At 69.5% G+C, this 23,088-nt stretch carries 17 protein-coding genes and 1 pseudogene; 8 read left to right on the plus strand and 10 right to left on the minus strand.

Features of this window, described 5'->3' with window-relative positions; all coding sequences use genetic code 11:
* Positions 1-16 precede the first annotated feature (16 nt).
* Together C8250_RS01250 and C8250_RS43195 are read right to left on the minus strand one after the other, a co-directional pair.
* Positions 17-619 carry an RICIN domain-containing protein gene (locus C8250_RS01250; protein WP_138351686.1) on the minus strand — a complete coding sequence of 201 codons (603 nt, stop codon included), beginning with the start codon at positions 617-619 and terminating at the stop codon, positions 17-19.
* A 261-nt stretch (positions 620-880) separates the two neighbouring features.
* On the minus strand, positions 881-1,177 hold the full coding sequence (locus C8250_RS43195) for a MarR family transcriptional regulator (RefSeq protein ID WP_232485488.1): 297 nt from the start codon (positions 1,175-1,177) through the stop codon (positions 881-883).
* A gap of 71 nt (positions 1,178-1,248) precedes the next feature.
* Between C8250_RS43195 and C8250_RS01260 the strand changes: the two genes are divergently transcribed.
* On the plus strand, positions 1,249-1,998 hold the full coding sequence (locus tag C8250_RS01260) for a zinc-binding dehydrogenase (protein WP_244808935.1): 750 nt from the start codon (positions 1,249-1,251) through the stop codon (positions 1,996-1,998).
* A 44-nt stretch (positions 1,999-2,042) separates the two neighbouring features.
* On the opposite strand, the pseudogene C8250_RS44405 reads toward C8250_RS01260, so the two are convergent.
* A pseudogene (locus C8250_RS44405) lies at positions 2,043-2,225 on the minus strand (aldo/keto reductase); the annotation flags it as partial.
* A 234-nt stretch (positions 2,226-2,459) separates the two neighbouring features.
* Between C8250_RS44405 and C8250_RS01270 the strand changes: the two are divergent.
* From C8250_RS01270 to C8250_RS01290, 5 genes are all read left to right on the plus strand, one after another.
* Complete coding sequence (locus C8250_RS01270; protein WP_138351688.1) at positions 2,460-3,737, plus strand: ABC transporter substrate-binding protein; 1,278 nt, start codon at positions 2,460-2,462, stop codon at positions 3,735-3,737.
* Complete coding sequence (locus C8250_RS01275; RefSeq protein ID WP_138351689.1) at positions 3,734-4,660, plus strand: sugar ABC transporter permease; 927 nt, start codon at positions 3,734-3,736, stop codon at positions 4,658-4,660. The genes C8250_RS01270 and C8250_RS01275 overlap by 4 nt, the downstream gene beginning before the upstream one ends.
* Positions 4,660-5,490, plus strand: a complete 831-nt coding sequence (locus C8250_RS01280) for a carbohydrate ABC transporter permease (RefSeq protein WP_187145235.1) — start codon at positions 4,660-4,662, stop codon at positions 5,488-5,490. Before C8250_RS01275 ends, C8250_RS01280 begins: the two co-directional genes overlap by 1 nt.
* A gap of 34 nt (positions 5,491-5,524) precedes the next feature.
* Positions 5,525-6,712, plus strand: coding sequence for a sn-glycerol-3-phosphate ABC transporter ATP-binding protein UgpC (gene ugpC / locus C8250_RS01285; protein WP_138351691.1), 1,188 nt, complete (start codon positions 5,525-5,527; stop codon positions 6,710-6,712).
* 442 nt (positions 6,713-7,154) lie between these two features.
* Entirely contained in the window at positions 7,155-7,433 is a 279-nt protein-coding gene (locus C8250_RS01290) for an antibiotic biosynthesis monooxygenase (protein ID WP_244809771.1), read from the plus strand.
* 1,313 nt (positions 7,434-8,746) lie between these two features.
* Here C8250_RS01290 and C8250_RS01295 read toward each other — a convergent pair.
* Complete coding sequence (locus C8250_RS01295; RefSeq protein ID WP_138351694.1) at positions 8,747-10,045, minus strand: hypothetical protein; 1,299 nt, start codon at positions 10,043-10,045, stop codon at positions 8,747-8,749.
* 194 nt (positions 10,046-10,239) lie between these two features.
* On the opposite strand from C8250_RS01295, the gene C8250_RS01300 reads away from it, so the two are divergent.
* Positions 10,240-11,499 (plus strand): hypothetical protein, encoded by a 1,260-nt coding sequence (locus C8250_RS01300; protein WP_138351695.1) that lies wholly within the window; start codon positions 10,240-10,242, stop codon positions 11,497-11,499.
* A gap of 270 nt (positions 11,500-11,769) precedes the next feature.
* On the plus strand, positions 11,770-12,162 hold the full coding sequence (locus C8250_RS01305; RefSeq protein ID WP_187144682.1) for a tetratricopeptide repeat protein: 393 nt from the start codon (positions 11,770-11,772) through the stop codon (positions 12,160-12,162).
* A gap of 797 nt (positions 12,163-12,959) precedes the next feature.
* Here the strand turns inward: C8250_RS01305 and C8250_RS01315 are convergent.
* The 6 genes from C8250_RS01315 to C8250_RS01340 form a co-directional block, all read right to left on the minus strand.
* Positions 12,960-13,616, minus strand: coding sequence for a 4Fe-4S single cluster domain-containing protein (locus C8250_RS01315; protein WP_187144684.1), 657 nt, complete (start codon positions 13,614-13,616; stop codon positions 12,960-12,962).
* A 1-nt stretch (position 13,617) separates the two neighbouring features.
* A complete protein-coding gene (locus tag C8250_RS01320) occupies positions 13,618-14,895 on the minus strand; it encodes a hypothetical protein (RefSeq protein WP_138351699.1) in 1,278 nt (425 codons plus the stop codon).
* An 11-nt stretch (positions 14,896-14,906) separates the two neighbouring features.
* Positions 14,907-17,198 (minus strand): protein kinase, encoded by a 2,292-nt coding sequence (locus tag C8250_RS01325; RefSeq protein WP_138351700.1) that lies wholly within the window; start codon positions 17,196-17,198, stop codon positions 14,907-14,909.
* On the minus strand, positions 17,195-19,099 hold the full coding sequence (locus C8250_RS01330; RefSeq protein ID WP_138351701.1) for an AAA family ATPase: 1,905 nt from the start codon (positions 19,097-19,099) through the stop codon (positions 17,195-17,197). Before C8250_RS01330 ends, C8250_RS01325 begins: the two co-directional genes overlap by 4 nt.
* A gap of 205 nt (positions 19,100-19,304) precedes the next feature.
* Complete coding sequence (locus C8250_RS01335; RefSeq protein WP_138351702.1) at positions 19,305-19,964, minus strand: DUF6338 family protein; 660 nt, start codon at positions 19,962-19,964, stop codon at positions 19,305-19,307.
* 7 nt (positions 19,965-19,971) lie between these two features.
* On the minus strand, positions 19,972-22,965 hold the full coding sequence (locus C8250_RS01340; RefSeq protein WP_187144685.1) for a CHAT domain-containing protein: 2,994 nt from the start codon (positions 22,963-22,965) through the stop codon (positions 19,972-19,974).
* Positions 22,966-23,088: the final 123 nt, after the last annotated feature.

The raw sequence follows: 23,088 nt of genomic DNA on the forward strand, positions 1-23,088 counted from the left end.
CCGGGCTCGGCCGGGCCTAGTGAGTTGTCCAAGCCTGGTTGGTGAAGCCGTTGCAGGCCCACAGTTGCACCCTGGCCCCGTTCGCCGGGATCTGCGTGGCGTCCCCGTCCAGACACTGACCACCGTTGACGTTGGTCAGCGTGGAGCCGTGCCAGGCCCAGATCTGGTTGGTGAAGCCGTTGCAGGCCCAGAGTTGCACCCTGGCCCCGTTGGCCGGGATCTGGGTGACGTCCCCGTCCAGACACTGGTTACGGTCGGCGTTCTGGATGGTGTAGAAGCCGGCCGGCCGCCCGACTGCGGGCGTCCAGAGCCAGGTCTGATTGCTCCGGCCGTTGCAGGCCCACAGTTGCACCCTGGCCCCGTTGGCCGGAATCTGGGTGGCGTCCCCGTCCAGGCACTGGCCGCCCTTGTTGTTGGTCATGGTCAGCCGGAAGACCAGGTGAGGCTGCACCGCGTCGGCAACGCCGCTCCGCGCCGTCGGGATCTGCGCCACCGACGTCACATCGACGACACGCGGTCCGGCCGAGGCGGTGTCGGTGCGGGCGGAGGCGGCACCGGACGTCACCAGTCCGGTGGCGGCCGTGGCTGCCAGCACCGCGAACAGGAATCGCTTACGCATGTCATTTCCCCCGTCCCCGGGCGAGCCCGGGACCACGTTCCGCCGCCGTGTGCCGCGGAACACCAGCAGCCAGGCCGCCTCCCGTTTCCCGGGTGGTGCCGGACCACAGGTAACAGCGTCAAACGCCAGGGGCGGTCTGTCGACGTCTGTTCCACTCAGCGGACCCGGGTGCACAATGCCTGACCCCAAACCCGTCGAAATCGCGGAAGCTACCTCCCAGGCCTCCTCCTCCGCGCCTCGATGACCATGGAGCGTCGGCGTTCACTGAGCCGCCTCACCGCTCGGGGCGGCGTTCAGGAGTTTTGCGGCCAGGGTGCGGATCTGGGTGTGCTCGGTGACGGTCAATGACACGGTCAGCGCGGCGAGTTGGTGGTCCATCTCGGCGGTGCACTGGTCGGTGAGTTGCCGGCCGGGCGCGGTGCGGCTGACCAGGACGGCGCGGCCGTCGTCGGGCGAGGGCAGGCGCTGGACCAGACCGCGTTTCTCGGCGCGGGTGACCAGGCCGGTCATGGAGGACTTGTCCAGGCCCAGGGTGGCGGGCGAGTTCGAGCATGCCAAATCGGCGGTCGCGCAGGATGCCGAGGAGGCGGACCTGAATGAGGGAGAGGTCGTGATCGGACGCGATGCGCGTGAGGGCACCCTGCACCAGGAACGACAGCTGGACCAGAGCGTCCACGGTGTCCTGCGGCCTGCCGGACCACTGGTCGTCCGCCGGGTCCGGGGTGTGGCTGGGGGTCATGGTGGCCGCCGCGATGAACCCCGCCATGTCGTCCTGGGTCGCACTGCGCCGCCGCGTCACTCTCCAGCCCGGTGCCACCGTCCTGGTCCTGGGCGCGACCGGCCACGCCGGGCAGCTCGCCGTCCAGATTGCCCAGCACCTCGGCGCCACCCACGTCGTGGCCGCCGGCCGCGATCCTGAGCGCCTTGCTCTCCTGCGCGGCCTGGGCGCGGACGAGACCGTCTCCCTGCTGGGCAACCCTCAGCAGGTCGCCGACCGCCTCGGCCGGGCCGACGGCGACGCGGACGTCGTCATCGACTATCTATGGGGTCCGGCCGCCGAACATGCCCTGCCCGCGTTGCTCACCGCCCGCACCGAGCGCAGCAAGCCACTGGCCTGGATCCAGATCGGCTCCATGGCCGGAGCGGACATCACCCTGCCCTCCTACCTACTGCGCGCGGCGAACCTGCAGATCATGGGGAGCGGCCAGGGCTCGCTCACCACCGCGGGAATCCTCGCCGAACTGCCCTCCCTCGCCGCCGAGATCGCCTCCGGCACCATAGCCGTCAACCCCCTCGCCCTCCCCCTCGCCCAGGTCGAGCAGGCGTGGAGCATCCCCACCACCTTCGGCCAACGCATCGTGCTCGCCCCCGCCAACTGACCATCCCCTCCTGCGGTAGGTAGGCAGTCCCCGCCGAACACCGCTTCGGCCTTGCCGCTCCGGTAGATGTCCGCGTGGTCGAACGTGTTGATGCCACTGTCCAGGGCGGCTTCCACGGCGGCTTCCGCGACCGCGATGTCCTGCGCGGTGTAGGGCTCGTCGCCCCAGCTGCCGCCCAGCCCCATGCACCCATAGATGAGCCGGCCGGTATCCGTCTGTTCCGCCATCTTCGTCACAGGGCCACCCTATGACCGGACCATCGTGAGGCCGCGGCGGTCGCTGTCCAGGGTCGTCAAGCGCAACGTCCTGCCTGCCGAGGTCGGCAGTCGGGTGCCACGAAGGCGCGGGCGCTGCGCCATCCGGTCGGTTCGGGCAGAAACTTCGGAAGTGTCACCGGCCGAATGCCGATCGTCTCCCTACCGTGAGCACCCCAGGAGGGTTCCCCACAGCAGGAGTGTGAGATGCGTAGGCGCCGGACCTTGCGCGCGCGGTGGCCGGCCGCCATTGCCGCCCTTCCGCTGCTCGCCTCCGCTCTCGCGGGGTGCGGAAGCAGCAGTAGCGGCGGTCCGGTGACGATGAACTGGTACAACTTCCCCGACGATTCCGGCGCGTTGCAACAGGCGGCCGAGCGGTGCAGCCAGGCTTCGAAGGGTCAGTACCAGATCCGGTACAACAAGCTGCCGCGGACGGCGGACGGGCAGCGGCAGCAGTTGGTGCGGCGATTGGCCGCTCACGACGCCGGGGTCGACATCATGGGCCTCGACGTTACCTGGCCCGCGGAGTTCGCCGAGGCGGGCTGGGTCCGGGAGTGGACGGGAGCGTTGAAGGCACGGGCGACCGCGGACACCCTGAAGGCCGCGGTGCAGACCGCGACCTGGAAGGACCGGCTGTACGCCGTCCCCTACAACTCCAACACCCAGCTCCTGTGGTACCGCGACGACCTGGTGCCGGTGCCTCCGAAGAGCTGGGCCGAGATGCTCGCCCAGGCCGACGCTCTGGCGAAGGCGGGCAAGCCGCACTACGTCGAGATCCAAGGTGCCCAGTACGAGGGACTGACGGTCTGGTTCAACACCCTGGTCACCAGCGCGGGCGGGTCGATCCTCACCCCGGACGCCCAGGCGCCCTCGCTCGGCCCGCCGGCCGTCGTCGCCGCCGGAATCATGCGCGCCACCGCCCGGTCCGCCGCCGCGGACCCGTCACTGTCCAACCAGATGGAGGACGAGAACCGGCTCGCCATGGAGTCCGGAACGGCCGCCTTCGAACTCAACTACCCCTTCGTCTACCCGTCGATGAAGGCCAACCAACCGAAGCTCTTCCAACACTTCAGGTGGGCCCCCTACCCCGGCGTGACCGCCGGCCGGCCGGCCACCGTGACCATCGGCGGCATCGACCTCGCAGTCGGCGCGTACAGCAAGCACCCCGATCTCGCGTTCCAGGCCACGCTGTGCCTGCGCAACCGCGACAACCAGCTCACCAACGCCCTCAAGGGCGGCCTGCCGCCCTCGCTGCGCAGTCTCTACCAGGCCGCCGAACTGACCAAGAGCTATCCCTTCGCCGCCGACGTGCTGAACGCGCTGGACACGGCGAGCGTGCGACCGCGGACCCCCGCCTACCAGAACGTGTCGATCGCCCTCGCGCACACCCTCTCGCCACCGGCCGGGATCCAGCCCGAGAGCACCGTCTCCGACCTCCGGGGCCAGATCGAGGACGCCCTCGGTTCCAAGGGGTTGATTCCGTGAGCACATCCACGAAGGCCGCCGCCGGGCACGGCCGCGCCGAACTGTCCGAGGGCGCCCGCCAGGAGCGCCGGCTCGGCCTGCTGCTCTGCGCGCCGGCAGTGATCGTGATGGTCGCCGTCACCGCCTACCCGATCGCCTACGCGGTCTACCTCTCGCTCCAGCGCTACGACCTGCGGTTCCCCGCGCAGGCCAAGTGGGTCGGGTTCGGCAACTACGGAGCTGTGCTGTCCTCGCCGTTCTGGTGGCAGGCCCTGTGGGTGACCGCCCTCATCACGGTGGTGTCGGTGGCGATCGAGCTGGTCCTCGGCATGGCGCTGGCGCTGGTGATGCACCGGGCCGTCTTCGGCCGGGGCACCGTCCGTACCGCCGTCCTGATCCCGTACGGCATCGTCACCGTCGTCGCCGCGTACTCGTGGCAGTACGCGTGGACCCCCGGGACCGGCTACCTCGCGGCGCTGCTGCCCGCGGGCAGCGCGCCGCTGACCGACCAATGGCAGGCCATCGGACTGATCATCCTGGCCGAGGTGTGGAAGACCACGCCGTTCATGGCGCTGCTGCTGCTCGCCGGCCTGGCGCTCGTCCCGGGTGAGACGGTCAGGGCCGCGATGGTCGACGGTGCCACCTTCTGGCAACGGCTGCGGCTGGTGATCCTGCCGCTGATGAAGCCGGCCATCCTGGTCGCCCTGCTGTTCCGCACCCTGGACGCGTTCCGGATCTTCGACAACATCTACGTCCTGACGGGCGGCTCGAACGACACCGGATCGGTCTCGATCCTCGGCTACGACAACCTGTTCACCGCCCTCAACCTCGGCATCGGGTCGGCGATCTCGGTGCTGATCTTCCTGTGCGTGGCGGTGCTCGCCTTCATCTTCATCAAGATCTTCGGCGCCGCGGCGCCGGGCGGCGAACCGGAGCGGCGATGATGTCCCACCGCGGGAAGACCCTGACCAGCTGGAGCGTCGTCAACCTCATCGTGGTGCTGTATGCGCTGTTCCCGGTCTGGTGGATCGTGGCGCTCTCGTTCAAGGACCCGAGCACCCTCAGCGACGGCAACTTCATCCCGCGCAAATGGACCTGGGCGAACTACCGTGGCATCTTCCAGACCTCGGAGTTCACTCGGGCGCTGATCAACTCGATCGGTATCGCCCTGATCGCCACCACGATCGCGGTCGTCCTCGGCACGATGGCCGCCTACGCGGTCGCCCGGCTCCGATTCCCCGGCAAGCGGCTGCTGATCGGGATGTCGCTGCTGATCGCGATGTTCCCACCGATCTCGCTGGTCTCGCCGCTGTTCAACATCGAGCGGGTGCTCGGGATCTTCGACACCTGGCCGGGACTGATCATCCCCTACATGACCTTCTCCCTGCCGCTGGCGATCTACACGCTGTCCGCGTTCTTCCGGGAGATCCCCTGGGACCTGGAGAAGGCCGCCAAGATGGACGGCGCCACCCCGGCCCAGGCGTTCCGCCTGGTGATCGCACCGCTCGCCGCGCCCGGCGTGTTCACCACCGCGATCCTGGTCTTCATCTTCTGCTGGAACGACTTCCTGTTCGCGATCTCGCTGACGTCCACCACCGCCGCCCGCACCGTCCCGGCGGCGATCGCCTTCTTCACCGGTAGTTCGCAGTTCCAGCAGCCCGCCGGATCCATCGCCGCGGCGGCCGTGGTGATCACCGTACCCATCGTGATCTTCGTGTTGCTGTTCCAACGCCGCATCGTCGCCGGCCTCACCGCCGGCGCAGTCAAGGGATAACCGGCCCACCCGGGCGGGACCAGGAAGGCAGACCGTGGCCGAGATCGTCCTCGACGGCATCACCAAGCGCTACCCCGACGGCGCCCTTGCCGTGAACGACTTCAACCTCACCATCGCCGAAGGGGAGTTCGTCATCCTGGTCGGCCCCTCCGGCTGCGGCAAGTCCACCACCCTCAACATGATCGCGGGCCTGGAGGACATCACCGAGGGCACCCTGCGGATCGACGGGCAGGTCGTCAACGACCGCGCCCCCAAGGACCGCGACATCGCCATGGTGTTCCAGAGCTACGCCCTCTACCCGCACATGAACGTCCGCGAGAACATGGGCTTCGCGCTCAGACTCGCCAAGACCGACAAGGCCGTCGTCAACGCCAAGGTGGAGGAGGCCGCCCGTATCCTCGACCTCACCCAGCATCTGGACCGCAAACCCGCCAACCTCTCCGGCGGCCAGCGCCAGCGGGTCGCGATGGGCCGCGCCATCGTCCGCGACCCCAAGGCCTTCCTGATGGACGAGCCGCTCTCCAACCTCGACGCCAAGCTCCGGGTCCAGATGCGCACGCAGATCGCCGCCCTGCAGCGCCGCCTCGGCACCACCACCGTCTACGTCACCCACGACCAGGTCGAGGCCATGACCCTGGGCGACCGTGTCGTGGTGATGCGCGGCGGCCTCGTCCAGCAGGTCGGCACGCCGCAGCACCTCTACGACGCACCGGTCAACCTCTTCGTCGCCGGCTTCATCGGCTCCCCCGGCATGAATTTCCTCGGTGCCACCCTGGGGAACGGTGTCCTGCGGACCTCGCTCGGTGACCTCCCGCTCGAGGACCGGGCGCGGCGCGTGCTGGAACAGGGGAACGTCTCCCGGGACCTCATCGTCGGCATCCGCCCCGAGGACTTCGAGGACGCCGCCCTGACCGAGCAGCGGGGGGCCGGGCTGGTGTGTACCGCCACCGTAGAGGTGCGTGAGTCGGTCGGCTCCGACGTCTACGTCCACTTCACCGAGGAGGGCGGGCCCGCCGGCTCCGCCGAACTCGCCGAGCTCGCCGCGGACTCCGGCCGCGCGGACACCGGCATGCAGGGACACCAGATCGTCGCCCGCCTCAGCCCCGCCACCCGCGCTGCCGAGGGCGAGCCCTTGGAGCTGTGGATCAACACCCCTCGGATCCACGTGTTCGACCCCGCCACCGGGACCAACCTGACCCACCCCGAACGAGCGGAGGCCTGACCGGCGGCGGCGAGGCGTCGGCGTGCGGCACTGGAGTTCCTGGGTGGGCCCCCGGTCCCGAGCCCGCGCCAAGCCATGGCTGAGCGAACACTATGAACACAAAGATCACCCGAACTTCCACCCGGACTCCTACGCCTCACGGGTCAATGCACGGCCGGGCGGACGCCACTGGCCGGCCATGACCGCCGCCCAGGAGAAGCGCTGGAGCCGCATCGAAGGCGTCGGCATTGCTCCCTGAGGTCTCCGAGGCCGGAGCCATGAGCACCGTCTACCAGGCCCGTTGGATCACCTGCACATCCGAGGCAGCACCTGTGCGCGGCTACTACTTCCCCTGGAAACGCATCGCATCCACCATGGGGCGCCCCCGTTCATGTGAGGATCGATCACGAGTCATTCCACCAGCCGACGTAACGTCGGGGAACGCAGGGAGAGCATCGTGAAGATGGGCATGGTAGCCAGCCACTATCCGCATCCTTCGCACCGCGAACAGTTCGTCTTACGCGTCCAGCGAGTCGCCGAGGAATTTGGGCGGACACCGGGATGCCTCTCAGCTGACTGCTGGGTGTCCGCCGACGGCGAGGCGGTGGTGTCGATTGTGCAATGGGAGTCCGAGGAGGCATTCGCTACATCGTTCGCAGCGGTCAAAGCGGCAGGGCTGGACATCGCCTACGACGAGCGCGAATCGCGCCCGCGCGAGATCGTCCGACTCATGGCGCCGTAACCCCGGTCCCCCTGGGTCGCTGTTCCAAATGAGCAGTCGGGGCGGCTCGGAGTGGCCGGCTGCCGGTCAGCGGTGAGCCTCCGAAGCGTTTGGACGACACCGGGGATCTCCTGTTCGGGAGCCCCAGTGGGGGTGCATCCGCGAGCCGCGCGGCGGGTTCACGCCGAGACTGGCCGGGCAGGCGAAATGACACGTTCCGGATACTGCGGATGGGAGTGGCGAGGCGGATGCACAGGGGATCGCGCCCACAGCGGGAAAGGCAGTACCCCGCGCGCCGCAGCTTCCTCGGATGCCCGAACTGCCTCAGCCGGCCATGCCATCGGTCACCAGCCCCATCGGCGGGCGCTTTTGATGCTCCCCGTACCATGACTGGTCGTTCACTCGCCGCTGGGCCATCCTGTGGCGCCTTCCCATGGTCCAAGGCGCACAAGGCGGCGCTGACGGCATCGCTCGTACAGGCCGGTCAGAGGTACCGCTCGCGCTGCTCGCTCTCGTTGGCCTGGCCGGACTCCGTGTCTGGGGACGAGAACACCGCGGCAGTTCTCGCACCGTCGCCTTCGGTGTGATGGCCGCATGAGTCCCTCCACCGGAGGGAACGCTACCGGGCACGCGCACTGAGGCGGCGATACGGTCGACCAAAGTCACCGGGGGGCAGCGATGCTGGAAGAGGCGCCAACCGCACTGGCTGCGGTGGGAGGCACTGCTGTTCCGCAGGCCGCGGGCACCGACGGGTCGACCGGGTTCCGATCCCGGGTGGCCCGGTTGTCCGGCCACGGGAACCAGCAGCGCGAGCGCACAGAGCTGGAGCGTCCGGACCAGAGGACCGCCGCTCTGGAGGTGGCGGGCCCCGACGAGGCGCAGGTGGTATGGAGGGGTCAGGAGACATCCTGGCGGAGCGGGACCGCATCGCCGCGGCCCTGTGCGGGCGGGCGGCCAGGACCGGTCACCCTCATGCCTGCCTTGCTCTGGCTCGATTGCTCGAGCAGGCCGGTGACCCGCAGGGTGCAGAACGGCTCTTCCAGCAGGCCATCGACGCCGGGGAGGCTGATGCCCTGACGGCTCTGGCGCGGCTACGCCAGGACGCCGGTGACCTGCAGGGCGCGGAACGGCTGTACCGGCAGGCCATCGAGGCGAGCCACGCCAACGCCTGGACGGACCTCGCGCTGTCCCGTGAGGGGGCCAACGATGCACAAGGCGCGGAACAGATCGTATGGCAGGCAGCGCACGCCGGCTGTCACCACGTCCTAATCGCCGCCACGGCCAGGGGGTTGGGCCGCCCCCAGGCAGAGGGCGGCCCTGCGGCACCGCCCCGGTCACGGGGCGATGATTACCTCGAAGGCTTCGCTGTCGATGATGCGGTCGGACTGTATCGCCCGCCCGTACTCCAGACCCGCGTCACCGTTGTCCTTGTTGTCGACATGGGCCCGGATGCAGGGCGCGTTGTAGGGCGGGGTGGGCTGGGCGGCCCGGTCGACGGTGACGTTCGCGATGTCCCACACGCCGCCGACCGCACGCGGGGTGATGTCTACGCACTGGTTCCCGTCGTTGCCGCCCTGCCAGGACCCGGCGAAGGGGTACTCGTCACAGGAGTCGTTGGGGACACCGGTGGCGCCCCCCACGAACTTGTTCGGCCCGCCAATGCCACAGGTCTTGTCACGCCGTTTGTCGTTCTTCGGGTCGAGAGGGTCGGTGAACCGGTTCAGCGGGTGGTCGTGGTCGCCGTACTTGCCGGTCAGGTTCTTCTGCGCCCACTCATAGGCGATGGCCGCCCCCCGGTACCGGGCCTTGCTGAACGTCACGTTGGCCAGGTGGCCCGGGACGATGCAGCCGGGCCAGCTGCCCGAGTCATCGTCACAGCGAACCTCGATGCCGTTCCACTCCGGGCGGATGTGCGTGGGCGGCCCCGACCCGTTGAGGATGGCCCCCTCCACGCGGTAGGTCGGCAGGATCGTCGTGTTGAAGCCCTTGCCCACGGACGAGCGGTAGCTCAGGGTGCCGTCCTTGCCCTCGTGGAGGCGGCGGAAGCGAACGGCCGCGCCGTCCCAGGCCGACGACCCGGACGTGCACTGGCCACTGCAGGTCGAGCTCAGGGCCATCGTGACGGGGGGCATTTTCTCCGTCATCTCGACGACCTCGGTGATGATGTCCTCCGACCACGCCGCCTGAGGCTGGGAGTCCATGGACGCCGCCGCCGCGACGAACACCGTGGCGTGGTCGGCTACGCTCCCGTCCTTGCCGAGGGCCTCATAGATGACCCAGTGGCGTACGCAGTAGGCCTTGCGGCTGGACTGGCGGGGATCGGTCCCGGTACACATCCCCAGCCCGGGATTCGGCTTGGGATCGGCGGCCTGGGCGCGGGCCGCTGGTGCGAGGGCGGCGGAGGTGGGGGCGGCGGCACCTGCGGGGGCGGTGTCGGTGGTCCTCACGCACGTCCAGGCCGTGCCCTGGCGCTGGAGCGGGGTACCGGGGGCGGTGGCCACGCACGTTCCGTGACCGGGCGGGGCCGCGCTGGCGGGCGGAGCGGCGGTAGCGGGGGCGGTGCCTGCGGCGCACAGGGATGCGGTGAAGACCAGTGCGGCTATCGCCGACAGGCCGCGTCTGAGGTGTTTCAAAAGGTGATCCCTTCCGTCGGTGGCCCCGTGGCGGGCACACCGAAGGTATGGAACCTGGCAACTCCCGTTCATGCCAACCGAGAACGCGACAGTTCTTGATCGCAATTGGCCAGTTGTGGTATGGACCTGCCGCCCTCGGCGGCGCTAGTTTCCCTCACACTCGCCTCACAGACCACACACAGGGGGAAGCAACGATGCGCCGCACAAGAAACCGCCTGGGCAGAGGGCTCGGAGCGCTCATAGCCACCGCGACGGCCGCCGTGGGCCTGGCCGCCACCCCGGCCGCCGCTACCCCGGCCGCCTCCGGGCAGACGATCCAGCCCGGCCAGACCTGCACCGCAGCCGATCTCGGTACCCGCCACCCGGTCATCAAGTCCACCGAAGTGTCCCCGGCCATCACCCACTTCAAGGGCTGGTACGTCACCCAGGGCTCAACCGGTACCCAGACCATCTCCACCAACGTCCAGGAAACCATTTCGGTCTCCGTGGGCGTCAACGGCAGCGTTCAGGGCAGCTTCGCCGTCGAGGCCCTCGGCACCGTCGGCGCGAGCCTCGGCCTGAACGTCCAGGTCAACTACACCACCACCAGCAGCACCAACAAGTCCATCACCTGGGACTTCTACCAGCCCGGCTACTACGGGCTCTACGAGGGCACCAAGAAGGTCACCGGCACCTACGGCAGCCTCAACTGCAACCGCACCCAACAGGGCGACGGCAGCTGGGCGTTGAAGTGGACCGAGGGCCCCGACACCGGCAGCTACACCACCTTCACCACCCTCGAGGAAGGCGCGGTGCGCTGCGAGGACAAGGTCCCCGCCAACAGCATCATGCGCAAGGCACAGGACCTCCTCGACTGCGGCTCGCCCGCCGCCATCGCGAAACACCCGGCTGGGCCGGTCCCCTCGGCGAAGGCCGAGGCCGCCAAGGCCGGGCACGAAGCAGCCGCCAAGGCTGAGAAGAGCGTGAAGGCCACCGGGAGCCCGGCCCCCAACACGCGGGCCGCCCTGGACTGCCAACCCGCCGTCTACAGGATCGACGTCCCCGGCAAGCCCCTGAACTGGAGCGCACCGCTCCTCGCCAACGACGGCATCCGCCTGCGCGAATCCAACTTCTTCAGCGCCCACCTGGACAACTGGCGCCTGTGCAACGTCACGGAGAACAACGGAGTCATCGAAGCGTCCCTGTGGAACTGGGGCAACGGCGGATGCGCGACCGTCCCGGCGAACATCGCCAACCAGGAGCAGGCCTACCTGACGACGGCCACCTGCGGGGAGGACGACCTCCAGCGGTTCTACATCTACCGCGACGTACCCGGCAGCTCGAAGATCGGTCTACAGAACAAGTACACCGGCTCCATGATGGGCCACGACCGTTACGCGGACGGGGAGTTGATCCGCCAGTACTCCAGCGGCCGGCCGGACGGTACGGGTACGTACACCCTGACCGCAGGCTGACCGCCCCCACTCCGTGAGCGCGGCCCCACACGTGACCCCCGGCCGGTTCCGTGCGGGGCCTTCCGCGTCTCTACCCCGAGCCCGACCTCGGGGACCGGGGCCCGCGGCTGAACGTCCCCTGCTGCATGCGGCGAACCCCTGCCAGGGTGGTGCGCGCTTCAACCCGACGACAGAGGCGAGTCAAACCGTGCGTATACAAGGCCTGTTGGCAGTGGCCAACGAGTTCTCGTCTCGGTTCGTCACCGGCCCATCAGACAGGCCCTAGGGGACTTGGCGCGATCGCGCCAGGAGGCCGGCAACCTTCAAGGAGCGGAGCGGCTGCACCAGCAGGCCATCGACGCCGGATGTTCCGATTCCCTCGGTGACCTTGCCGGGTTGCGGGAGGAGGCCGGTGACCTGCAGGGAGCGGAAAGGCTGTACCGGAGATCTGCCGACGCCGGTTACCACCACGCCCTGGGAGAACTGGCGCGATTGCGTTGGGAGGCCGGGGACCCGCAGGAAGCGGAAGGTCTGCACCGGCAGGCGATCGATGCCGGATACGCCCAGACCCTGTTTGACATGGCGGCGTTCCGGGAGCGGGGAGGTGACGAGGAGGGTGCGCGGCGGATGAGGCGGTTCGGACTAGCAGCTGACGGATCGCCCGCAAAGCCATGGGAGACGTGAACAATCGTCGCCATCTCTCGTACGGGCGCGGGGACCGGCGCGGCGTCCCGCGCCCGTTCGTGCCAGGTGCCATGCCCCGACCCGACCACTATGTGAGTTCCGCGGCCTGTTCGGCATCCGCGCCCTCGGCACCAGGGCTCACTGGGAGTCCGCACCCGCTGATCTGTGTGCTTGCGCGGGCGAGGCGCTTGCGTAGAGCCGGACCCCGGCCCTGACGTTGGAGGCCAGTCGGATCACGCTGCCGTCGTGGAGCGGGCGTATCTCGCCTGCCGGCACCGGTTCTTCGTCGGCCCAGGTGCCGTTGGCGGATCCTTCGTCACGAAGCCAAGCAGCACCTTCCCGGGTCAGGCCGACGGTTGCGTGCGTACGGGAAACGTTGTCGAAGGCTGCGAGTCGGGGAGACGCTGACGTGTGACGGGGGTCCCGTCCCAGAGTGACCTCCTGTCCAGGCTGTACCGAGACGCTTCCGGTGGTGAAGCTCAGGTGCAGTGTTGAAGCGCGGGGTTCCAAAGTGGTGCGCAAGGCATCGCCGGCATCCGAGCGTGTGGAAGGCAGTTCCCTGACGCACTTCATGCAGACCGGGTCGCCCGGGGCGACCGGTGCTTGGCAGTACGGGCAGGTAGTGTGCTCCGGCATCGGTGCCGCGGTGGGACCCGCTTTCCCCGGCGGCAGGACCGGCATCCCGGTGGTCACGCCGCCGGGGACCACGAGGACCGTGCCCTGTGTGGTGAGCATGGCCGAGCATTCCGGGCAGGCCACCTCGTCAGCGCCCACATCGGATCCGCATCGGGCGCAGGTCAGGCGCTCCATGATGTCCCCGTCCATGCCACGCCTTTGGCCTCGGCGGCGGCCTTCCATCGGGCCAGGTCTCCGGATTGCGGGATCCCGATCATGCGCAGTTCGCTGCCGTTCGTCGTTGCCTGGATGCGGCGTTGTGCGTAGTGGGCGAGCGCAACGGGGCCGTAGCGCTCGTGGCCCAGCGGAGTCAGGGTGAGGACCTGCTGGTTGTCGGAGCCGCGCAGCGGACTGCCAGTGTTGCGGCGGGCCACGTAAGGGCCCGTTACGACCGCGTCGCACAGCGCCAGCGCCGCCTGGTGGCGGGCGCCGTCGCGCAGTCCGGCCCACGCGTAGCCGGAGAAGACCAGCAGATCGCACCGAACCGCGCTGGAGGCGGCGAGTTCCTTCAGGCCCGCCAGGAGTTCGGTGAGCGGGCCGCTCTGCTGGAAGGGCTCACCGCCGGACACGGTGATGCCGTCCAGCGGACCGGGGAGCCGGCTCACCCAGTCGAGCACCGCCCCCACCTCCACCTCGGAGTCCGGCTCGGGCTCCCACGTGTCGCGGGACATGCATCCCGGGCAGGCCAGCGTGCAGCCCTGGACCCACACACCGGCGCGGACGCCATGGCCGAGCACGCTGACGGGATGGTGCAGTCGGTTCACCGCGATACGCGTCATGTCATCGTCCTTGCTGCTCTGCATGGCCGGTGTCGGTGGTCTGCTGGTCGTGGTCGCTGGTCTTGAGAGTGTTGGTCATGGGTGTCGGCCGTGTCCCGGGGGCGGTCAGAGTACGGACGGCCACACCCACGCCCTGCTCGGCCAGCTGGCTCTGCAGGTGTTCCAGGCTGCCGCACCACTGCTCCTCGCGTTCGACGTCGGCGCGTGCGCTGTTCATACTCCGTGTGCCGCCTGTACGGACCACCACGGCACGCAGCTCACGACTGTCGTCATCAAGGACCATGCGGACCTCGTGTTCACGCCAGGACGCATGGGAAACGGCGAACGCCCCCTGCTCGACGGTGACGGTGGAGAAGTCCCCGGAGACCTCATAGCCCATCTCCTGCAGCGACTCGATGAGTACCTGCCGTACGTGGTGCTGTTCCGCGACGTCGCGTACCGTCTCCGCCCAGTGCACGGCCGCCTGGCGCAGGGCAGATTCCAGGGGTTGTTCGGCGCGTACGACCGCCTGAAGGGTTTCCCGCAGCGAAGCGGCCTCCTGGTCCTGGACGTGGCTGAGGACCTGGAGGAACGCGGCGGCGTCCTGGGCGTCTGCCATCCGCCGCTGGGACTCCGCCCGGGCCAGATCCACGCGCCTGCGCAGGTCGTCCAGTCGGTTACGGGCTTCGATGGCCGTGGTCGCGGCGCCTACGCGAGCCGCTGCCGCCGTGATGCGCAGGCGTTCCGCATGGGGCACCGCCGGCGGCAGACGGCGTACGGCCCGTACCGCGGATTCACGTTCATCGGCCGCGGGGTCTACGGCATGCTCGTTGCGGTGGTGGTCGCGGGCGGGCCCGGTGGCGGGGTGGGGTGCCGCGGGAGCCGGACGTTCCCCTTGGGCCGGTCCGGTTGTCAGCCAGGCGGCGGCTTGCCGGGCGTCCTGCTCCATCAGCAGGTTCTCCGCCACGGCCAGGGCCTGGTCCGCTGCCGCGCACCAGGCGCGCAGTTCGTGGATCTGCTGGCGAGACAGTGCCAGTGGCCCCGGCAGCCGATGCGGCAGGTGCCCGTAGGCGCTCAGGGCTGCGCCGGTCACCTCGATCCGGGCGTTGCGGGCGAGCACTTCGGCGACGGCCTCCTCCCAGACGGCCTCCGCGCACCGCTGCTGGTCCCAGTGGTGCTGACGCCGTTCCATGGTCGCGCCCACCGCTGTCAGCCCTGCGCTCAGGGCGACCGATACCGCCGCGCCTGCGGCGTATCCCAGAACGGCGCCGACTGCCAGCGGCGCCGCGAGGCCAATCACGGACCCTCCGCTCATCGCTGGCTCACGACCCTGGCGTACGCCGCGGCGTAGCGGCCCCTCCACAGCGCTCGTCTTCGTGACAGGGACCGCAGGTGATAGGTCAGCAGCACCGCGTAGATCACGGCGGGGATGGTGACGAGCACGGACAGGACGACGGGCGCGAGGATGATGACGAGGCAGCCGTAACCGGCGCCTCTGTGCTGGCCTGCGCGGCGGAATCCGCTGCCCGCCTGGCTGAAGAGGGTGTATCCGCGGGCGTACTCCGCGCCGACTTCCCGTGCCAGGGCGACCTCCAGCACGATCTGGATCAGAAGCATGACCACCCCGATGACCAGGCTGGGCAGCGCTGTTTCGGCGGTGTCGAAGGCCTGGGCACCAAGCATGGCCAGGACCACCATGCCCAGCCCGTACAGGGCCAGCGATCCCACCGCTCGTACGGTGGCCGCTGACACCGCGTCGGTGGAGGTCCGTTGGGTCTCCAGATACGCCCAGTGGGCTGCCTGCGCGCGGCGGGTGGCTTCGGCCGCGGCGATCCGCCGCTCGGTCTGCTCGGTCTCGGCGAGCGCGGCCGGAACGAGTTGGCGCAGCGCGACCAGCGCCCCATGACCGCCGCCGGCCTGTCCACGGGCGACGGTGAACCAGCCGACGGCGGCCGTCCTGGTGGAGACCTGGTCGAGTTGCATCCACAGCCCGGTGGCATCCTCCTGGGTGCCCAGGAGCAGACACAGCAGCGGAGCGAGCACCGTGCGGGCGTCCGGTGCGGCCGACAGCGTCTGCTGGGCGGCCGGGGGAACCGACTGCCGCAGTCCCCCGAGTACCTGCCCGCTGCTTTGGTGGTCCGCGTGCCAGGCGGTGTTGATGCGGCCGAGTTCGGAGGATGCCGGGCAGGCCGACAGTTCCGCCAGGAGGTTCTGGTGCCACAGGGCCTCGACGAGTTGGAGGTTGTCGTCGGCGGCGGTCGGTGCGGCCAGAGCGTGCCGGGCGATCACCAGGAGGTTTTCGCGGTCGATGCGCAGTCCGCGGCACATGGCCGGGGTCTGCGGAGCGAGCGTGCGGAGCAGCCGGAGGACCCGCGCATCAGGACCCAGGGACGGGTCGGTGAGCTGGTGATCGACGAGGTCCTGCAGCTCCTCCACGTCGTACTGGTCGGGGTCGTCGAACTGTCGGAGCCACCTACGCAGCGCGCGCCATCCCTCGGACGGCTGGTGGGCGGGCCCCATGCCGGTGAAGTAGCTGCGGGCCGCCGCGTTCCACACATCCTTCTCGCACAAGGCGGTGGCCAGGTCTTCCGGCGTGGTGTAGCGGACCGAGCGCAGGACCAGGGGCAGGGTGTCCTTGGTGCGGTGCGGTCCGGCGGGCGGTGCGGTGTAGGCGACCACGGGGCTTCCACCGGCGAGCCAGCTTTCGACCTGGGAGGCGCCCCACCGGTCTTCGGGATCACGGGTGAGCAGGCCGGCGCACAGCATCCGCAGACGGGGATCGGTCACGCCGTCGAGGTCGATGCCGCGGAGCATGACAGCGGCGTCGATGGCCGGCTTGACCATGTCCTCGAAAGGCCTCTGGCCCAAGAGGAGTTCGCGGGCCATCATGCCCAGTGCCCACCAGTCGCGGGCTCGCGAGGTCTGGCCGCCGCTGCTCAGCAGCAGTTCGGGGGCGAGATAGGCCAGGGTCCCCGCGGCCGTGGCCTCGGCCCGGGTCTGATCGAGCACCCTGCTCACGCCGAAGTCGGAGAGCGCGAGGTCCAAGGGGCTGCGGGACCGGACGAGAACGTTCTCCGGTTTCAGGTCCTGGTGGATGATGCCGACGCCATGCAGGGCGGACAGCGCCGAGGAGATCTGTCGCACCATCTCGGTGACCAGCGCCGCTGGGTCGCCAACTGCGGTGTGTCCCACGAACTGAGCGAGGTTGCCGCCGCGGACGTACTCCATCAGTTCGAAGTCGCGCTGCCCAGCCTCACCGGTCTCCAGCACCCGCACGATATAGGGGTTGGCCAGCCGTGGGATCTCAGCCCACACCTGGCGCGACGCCTGCTGGCCGCTGCGCCGGTAGATCTTCGCGACGAGTTCACGACCCTGGTCGTCCGCGACGACCATCAGGTTCGCTTCCGCTCCCGCGGCCGGGAGTTCACTCAGCAGCCGGAAGCGGGCAGCCAGTTGTCTCGGAAGGACGGTGAGCATCTCCGGTTCGGCGGACGGCTCCGAAGGTCCCGGTTCCAGGCGCGTACGCAGCGCCTCGGCGGGGACCTGCGGTGTGTTCTCCAGCCGGGTCCGCAGCGCCTCGCGAGGGTCCCGCGGTGTGGTCATCGCAGCGTCACCTGCCAGCCTGCCGAACGGCGCGCGACGTCGGTGATGCACTGCTCGGGCGCCAGATGGTAGCCCTGCGCGAACAAGGCCCGGGCCAGCGGATTGATCAGCGCCATCTCGAGCACCGACCCGATGCCCCGGCCGCCGAAGGCGATGTCCGCCGTGGCGGCTGCCAACAGCGTCTGCCGGGCTTCGGGGGCGAGGGTCAGCTTCACCTTCCGCTCCTTCTCCACCAGGGTGAAGATGCGCTGGATGAGCTGGTCGAAGATCTCCTGGGCGGCGACGGGGTCGATGAAGTTGAACACCACGATGTTGTCGCCCAGCCGGTTGAGCAGTTCCGGACGGTTCAGCTCCTCCGCGATGTGCTCCTTGACGGCCGCGGAGATCCGGCTGACGAGGTCCTCTCGGGTGTCATCGGGGGTGACGTTCTGCACCGGCATGCCCCGCTCGTCGATCACGGACATTCCGAGGTTGGAGGTGAACACCAGGACGGCTTCGGAGAAGTACACCGTGGAGCCGGTGCTGTCGGTGAGCCTGCCGTCGTCCAGGATCTGCAGGAACTTGTCCAGGATCCGCGGGTGGGCCTTCTCGATCTCGTCGAAGAGGATGAGGCTGAACGGCCGCTCGCGGACGGAGTTGGTGAGTTCACCGCCCGCGTCGTGGCCGATGTACCCGGGGGGAGCACCGATCAGCCGCGCCGCGGAGTGTTCTTCGGAGAACTCGGTCATGTCGAAGCGGATGTAGGCCCGCTCGTCCCCGAAGATCAGCTCGGTCAGCGACTTCGCCAGTTCGGTCTTCCCCACCCCGGTGGGCCCGGCGAAGAACAGCACCCCGCGCGGTCTTGAGGCGTTCGAGGCGGCCTGCGCACCCGAAAGTCCCATGACGGAGCGGATGATGATGTCGACGGACTGCCCGATGGCCTCGTCCTGGCCGCGGACCCGTCTCCCGATCCGCTCGGCGGCGGTGTTGAGGCGCTCCCGCAGGAAAGGCTTGCTCCACGGGTTGTCGGAGATCCCCACCCGGTAGCAGCGTGCCGCTGCCTCGATCGAGTCGACAGCGCCTTCGCTGGTACGTGCCAGCCGGACGATCTCCATCATGCTGCGGATGGTCAGGGACTCGGTCTGCTCGGCGAACCGGTAGGCGATGTCGTCCGGGGCGCTGCCGCCGGGCAGCTGCGAGGCGAGCCCCTGGGAGAGCAGTTCGGCGGCCATCTTGCGGTCCCCGAGGTCAGGAAGCGGCACGGCGATCCGCCGCACCGCCATCGAGTCGGCGGTGAACCAGGCCGGGAGGTCCCGGTCGTTGTTCGCCACCCACAGCACCGGGTTGTAGCGCGGGGTCGCCTGGCGGTCCGGCAGCCGCACCGGCTGCGAGGTGTGGGAAAGCTTCTCGCACGCGGCGAAGAAGTAGTGTTCCTCCGGGGAAAGTTGGCGGACGTCACGTACCAGGCGCGAGGCGTAGTCGACCATGATGCCGACCTTGGTGTCCTTGCTGCCGGCCACGGCGCGCACCACACCCAGGAGGCTGTCCAGACTCAGGGGCCTGCCGTTGCCGAGCGAGACTCCGGCCAGCGCCGTGGCGCTCTCCAGGACCGCTTCGTCACCGGAGGGCAGCACCTGAAGTCCGTCGACGGGATCGGCGACCAGCAGGAAGCGATAGCCCAGCGGTTCCATCAGCCACCACAGGGCCTCCCGGACGTCGGGCAGTCGCCAGGACGCCTGGTCGGGCACCAGATAGCGGTCGCGGATGTTGCCGTACAGCACAAGCTGCGGATTGGTCAGGAAACAGGTGCTGGTCTCCCGGAGCCAAGCGGGCACATGGCGCCCCGCGTAGCGGTCGCCGTCTGCGGGATCGCCCTGGCCGGAGTCCTTGGCCAGGAGCGGAGCCCGGGCGCCGGTGGTCATGTGGCGGACCCCTCGTCGTCGGCGTCGTCGGGTGCCTGGGGCGCGGGCACCGTGGGCGGGTCGGATACGGTCACCGAGGCCGGCAGCCCGGACATGTTCGCCGCCGTGGGTCCCGTGGGGCTGTGTCCCCCTCGTCGGAGCACCACGCGGCGGCGCCGTACGGGCCCCTCCTCGGGTACGGGCGGCCCGCTTGTCTCTTCATCGTTCATAACTCCCCCTCACCGGACATCACCTCGGCGTAGGCGATCTCCTCCCACCGCATCAGTACGCCGACATCTCGGAACTTCGGCCGGCCGTCCACCAGGCGGATACGTCCCGTCGCCGGGTCGACCTCCACGGTTTCGGCCAGGTAGAGGTCCTGGTCGTGCGGAAACCCGGACGCGTAGGAATGCGGACCACGGCGGGCCGGGGCGAACGCGCCGGCGAACCATCCGCCGTCCCCACCGCCGGGATCCTTCAGCCGGATCCGCAGCCAGATACTTCCCTCCTGGGAAAACACCTGGTCCCAGGCGCGCGGGGCGGGTGCCGGGCCGGTCAGCCAACGCGACCAGGCGCGCCGGCGGCGGGTCGCGACACCCACCGCGTGGCCGAGCACAGCCGGCAGCAAGGCATACACGGCGACGGCCGGCCACAGCTCCCACGGGAAGGTGCCGGCGCGCAGCGACCCATGCCGGTCCTGCTGGACCAGCCACCACGACAGCGGAGCGAGTAGCAGATGGAACAGCACTGACACGCCCAGGAACCGCAGGACACGGTCCGAGACTCCCGTGCCCCACGCACCCGCCTGCTTCTCCAGTTCCCAGGTGTACAAGGCCCCGGGCATGATGCCGAGCAGCGTGGCGAGCAGTGCCTCCAACGAGTCCATGGGTCCCTCAGATCCCCAGGCAGACGAAGGCGGCCCATACCAGCGGGCTGCTGTGGTCCCTGGTGCTGAGCCACTCGGCGTCAGCCGTCGCGGCCGGGTCCCCGGGGGCGAAGTCGAGTTCGGGGAACGCCGCGGCCTTCTGCCCGTTGGTGCTGTCCCGGATCCACACCATGGCACTGCGGACCGCCGCGGGAAGTGACATGCCGTCGCTGAGCCAGTGCCGGTAGGTCAGCGCCATCTGCGCGGCGGCCGGTGCGTCCTCCAGCGGCCACAGCGCGGCGAGGACCGCTGCAAAGCCGGCCTGGAAGAAGCCCGTCGCGAGCCCGACGACCTCCTCCGGCAGGGTCTCGTCGAACCGGCCGCTGTCACAGGCCGACAGCACCGCCAGCCGGGCGGAGATGGACGGCATCGCGAACATGTCCCGCACGGTCAGGGACGCGTCGCCGGCCAGGCTCAGTCCCCCGTCCAGGGGCCGGTCGGGGTACGCGTGGGCGTGGCAGGCGAAGTGGCAGATCTGCACGTCGACCAGGGCTTGCTGGACGCCCTGCCGGGTGGCCGCGGCGCCGTGGAGTTCAAGGACCCGCACGCTCGGCGGCAGGACGTCCCGGATCCGCTCGATCTCGGAGACGGCGCCCGGCAGAAGTACTTCGCTGCTGGGGCGTGGATCGCGTACGGCGAGGACTCGGTGGACCGGCGCCGGAGTGCGGGCCACCGCGATGCTCAGGGTGCGGGCGCTGGGGGCCATGGCCACCGGCAGGTCGTCGATGACGAAGCGCCGCCCCGTCGGCGCGCTGGGGTCGGGGTATGCGGCGGCATGCAGCGGCAGCGTCCCCAGGGGGCCGTCGGGTATCAGGACCATGTCCGTACCGGATCCGACCGCCTGAACCACGGGCTCCATCACCGACTTCCACAGTCGGCCGGTCAGTTCGTCCATGGACCGTTCTGCTGCGTCCCGGTCGCCGTGCTCGACGTCCCGCTCGAGGGCGAGGCGGAGAGCCGCCACCGACGACTGCTCGAAGTCGGTGGTCAGCCGGGGAAGCGGGACAGCCGTCACTTCCGTACCCGGACCCGTGCGCGTACGTGCGGCGGGGGGAACGGCCGCGGTGCGGGGAACGACCAGCGCCACGCCTCCCCTGTCGGTGGCCGCCAGGTAGACCAGCGTGCTCCGGCACGATGCGGCCGTGCCCGTCAGGTCCGCCAGGGCGGGCGGGCGGAGGAACGTCCCGAAGCCCGGCAGTCTGCGGATGTCCTGGACGACGTCGTCCATCTCGTCCAGCCGAGCCCGGTACGACTCCCGCGCACCGTCGATCACCGGTGCGTCCTGCGGGCCGAACAGCAATCGGCGTTCGACCGAGGTCAACCGTTCCGCCGCCCGGCGGAAACGGGATACGAGATTGTGGTAGTCGCTGTCCATCAGGCTGAGCAGATCGGGGTGTTCGCGCTGCATGACCTCTCCGAGCATCAGCGCCCGGCCGGTCTCGAGCGCGATCGCGGCCGCGGCGCTCTGGCCCACCGCGACAAGGGCGAACGCCGTGCGCGCGGAGAGCCGGTCGGCCTGGCGCAGAGGTACGGCCTTGCCCTCCCGGCCCAGTTGGAGCGCGGCGATGTCGTACAGCAGCGGTAACGCGATGCGGCCCGCCTCGGCGACTTCGTCCATCGCCCCGCGCCTCCATGCCCACTGCGCCCATCCCCTGGCGGCCAGATACACCGCGGCCCGATCGGAGTCCGCGTCGTTGCGGCAGATCTCCCGGCACAGTTCGGTGCCTTCTCGCTGGTGCTCGGGCATTCCGGTCGTCTGCGCACGTGTCTGCAGCACGTCGGCCAGGCAGCCCAGCGCGCCGGCGTGCAGCGGCGACTGGGGCGGTATGTCGCTGACAGCTCCGCGCATCAGGGCCACCGCGGCATCCAGGCCGTTCGCGTCGCCGGTGGAATGGGCGATGGCCAGTCGGGAGTAAGCCAACCGTAGCCTCGCACCGATCCTGCTGCGGTAGTCCATCGGCAACTCGAGTGCGGAGCTGAGGAGTTGGTCGGCCATGGCCGGGTCGGCCGCGTACCGGCCCGGATCGGTCATGTAGCGGTCCATGAGCAGCATGCCGTGCAGCGCCATGGCCCCTCCCCGGTACGGTACCGGCGTATCGGCCGTGCGGAGTCCCCGCAGCAGTTCCAGCGCCCGGGTCAGATCGGTGGCGATGTCTCCGGAGCCCGCGGAGGGGTGCGTGGGAGCGGCATCCCTGCGCGCGTAATGTCGCATGGCCAGGGTCGTCGCCAGATTGATCACGGTGGGCCCGCGCCGGACAGGATCGTCACCGCTCTGGTCGACAGCTCGCTGCTGATCGTGGATTGCCTGGTCCACATCCGCCTGCCGGGCATCCGTCAGGTATTCGTACATCGCGACCGTCGCCTGGATGTCCGCTCCGATCGCCGCGCTGGCGGCAAGCCGGGAGCCGGGGACGGTGGATCCATCGGGTGGACTTCCCAGTTCCCTCGCCCGGGCGAGATCCGCCGGATCACTGCGGTCGGTATAGCGGTTGACGAGGGCCTGTGCCAGATGGGTGGCGGCCCAGCCCGGAAGTTCCGGGGCGGACGGGTCAGCCTTGCGCCGTATCAGATCCTCAAAAATCCCGATGGCCCGGTCGAGACCTCCGGGGTCGGGCCGTACGACCTGGTGCCGGGTCGACAGCACGATCGCGTAGTTGCCGCGCAGAACGTCACCCCGACCTGTGCGCGGCAGAAGTCCCAGCGCTCCGCCGAGGAGTCGTTCCGCCTCATCCAGCTCCGACACATCGCCCTCGGCGGTGAACATCTCGTACAATCCCTGGGCCAACTGCCCACAGGCCAGAGCCCACTCGTGGCTCCCGCGCCGCGTCCGCGCAAGCCCGCGCCGCCACAGGGCCACGGCATCCTCCAGATCACCGCGAGTGCCGCGCGCCGCCAGCATCATCGCCAGGTTTCCTTGGGCGGTGTCCTGTTCGGGATGACCGGGCGGCAGGAGTCTGAGCACCGTACGTAAGTGCTCTATCGCGGTGTCCAGATCCTGCCGGTCGCCCTGACAGCGGTGACGGGAGTACAGCGAGATCGCGAGATTTCCGAGCGCGATACACCGTGGCTGCAAGGCGGTGCCGGC

Origin of the sequence: Streptomyces sp. So13.3, from assembly GCF_005860785.2 — a bacterium.
Classification (GTDB): domain Bacteria; phylum Actinomycetota; class Actinomycetes; order Streptomycetales; family Streptomycetaceae; genus Actinacidiphila; species Actinacidiphila fildesensis.

Bases quoted from the DNA above. Each gene is read 5' to 3' on its own strand.
- C8250_RS01250 (WP_138351686.1), bottom strand. From the start codon at position 619: ATGCGTAAGCGATTCCTGTTCGCGGTGCTGGCAGCCACGGCCGCCACC.
- C8250_RS01270 (WP_138351688.1), top strand. From the start codon at position 2,460: ATGCGTAGGCGCCGGACCTTGCGCGCGCGGTGGCCGGCCGCCATTGCC.
- C8250_RS01280 (WP_187145235.1), top strand. From the start codon at position 4,660: ATGTCCCACCGCGGGAAGACCCTGACCAGCTGGAGCGTCGTCAACCTC.
- C8250_RS01290 (WP_244809771.1), top strand. From the start codon at position 7,155: ATGGGCATGGTAGCCAGCCACTATCCGCATCCTTCGCACCGCGAACAG.
- C8250_RS01300 (WP_138351695.1), top strand. From the start codon at position 10,240: ATGCGCCGCACAAGAAACCGCCTGGGCAGAGGGCTCGGAGCGCTCATA.
- C8250_RS01315 (WP_187144684.1), bottom strand. From the start codon at position 13,616: ATGACGCGTATCGCGGTGAACCGACTGCACCATCCCGTCAGCGTGCTC.
- C8250_RS01325 (WP_138351700.1), bottom strand. From the start codon at position 17,198: ATGACCACACCGCGGGACCCTCGCGAGGCGCTGCGGACCCGGCTGGAG.
- C8250_RS01330 (WP_138351701.1), bottom strand. From the start codon at position 19,099: ATGACCACCGGCGCCCGGGCTCCGCTCCTGGCCAAGGACTCCGGCCAG.
- C8250_RS01335 (WP_138351702.1), bottom strand. From the start codon at position 19,964: ATGGACTCGTTGGAGGCACTGCTCGCCACGCTGCTCGGCATCATGCCC.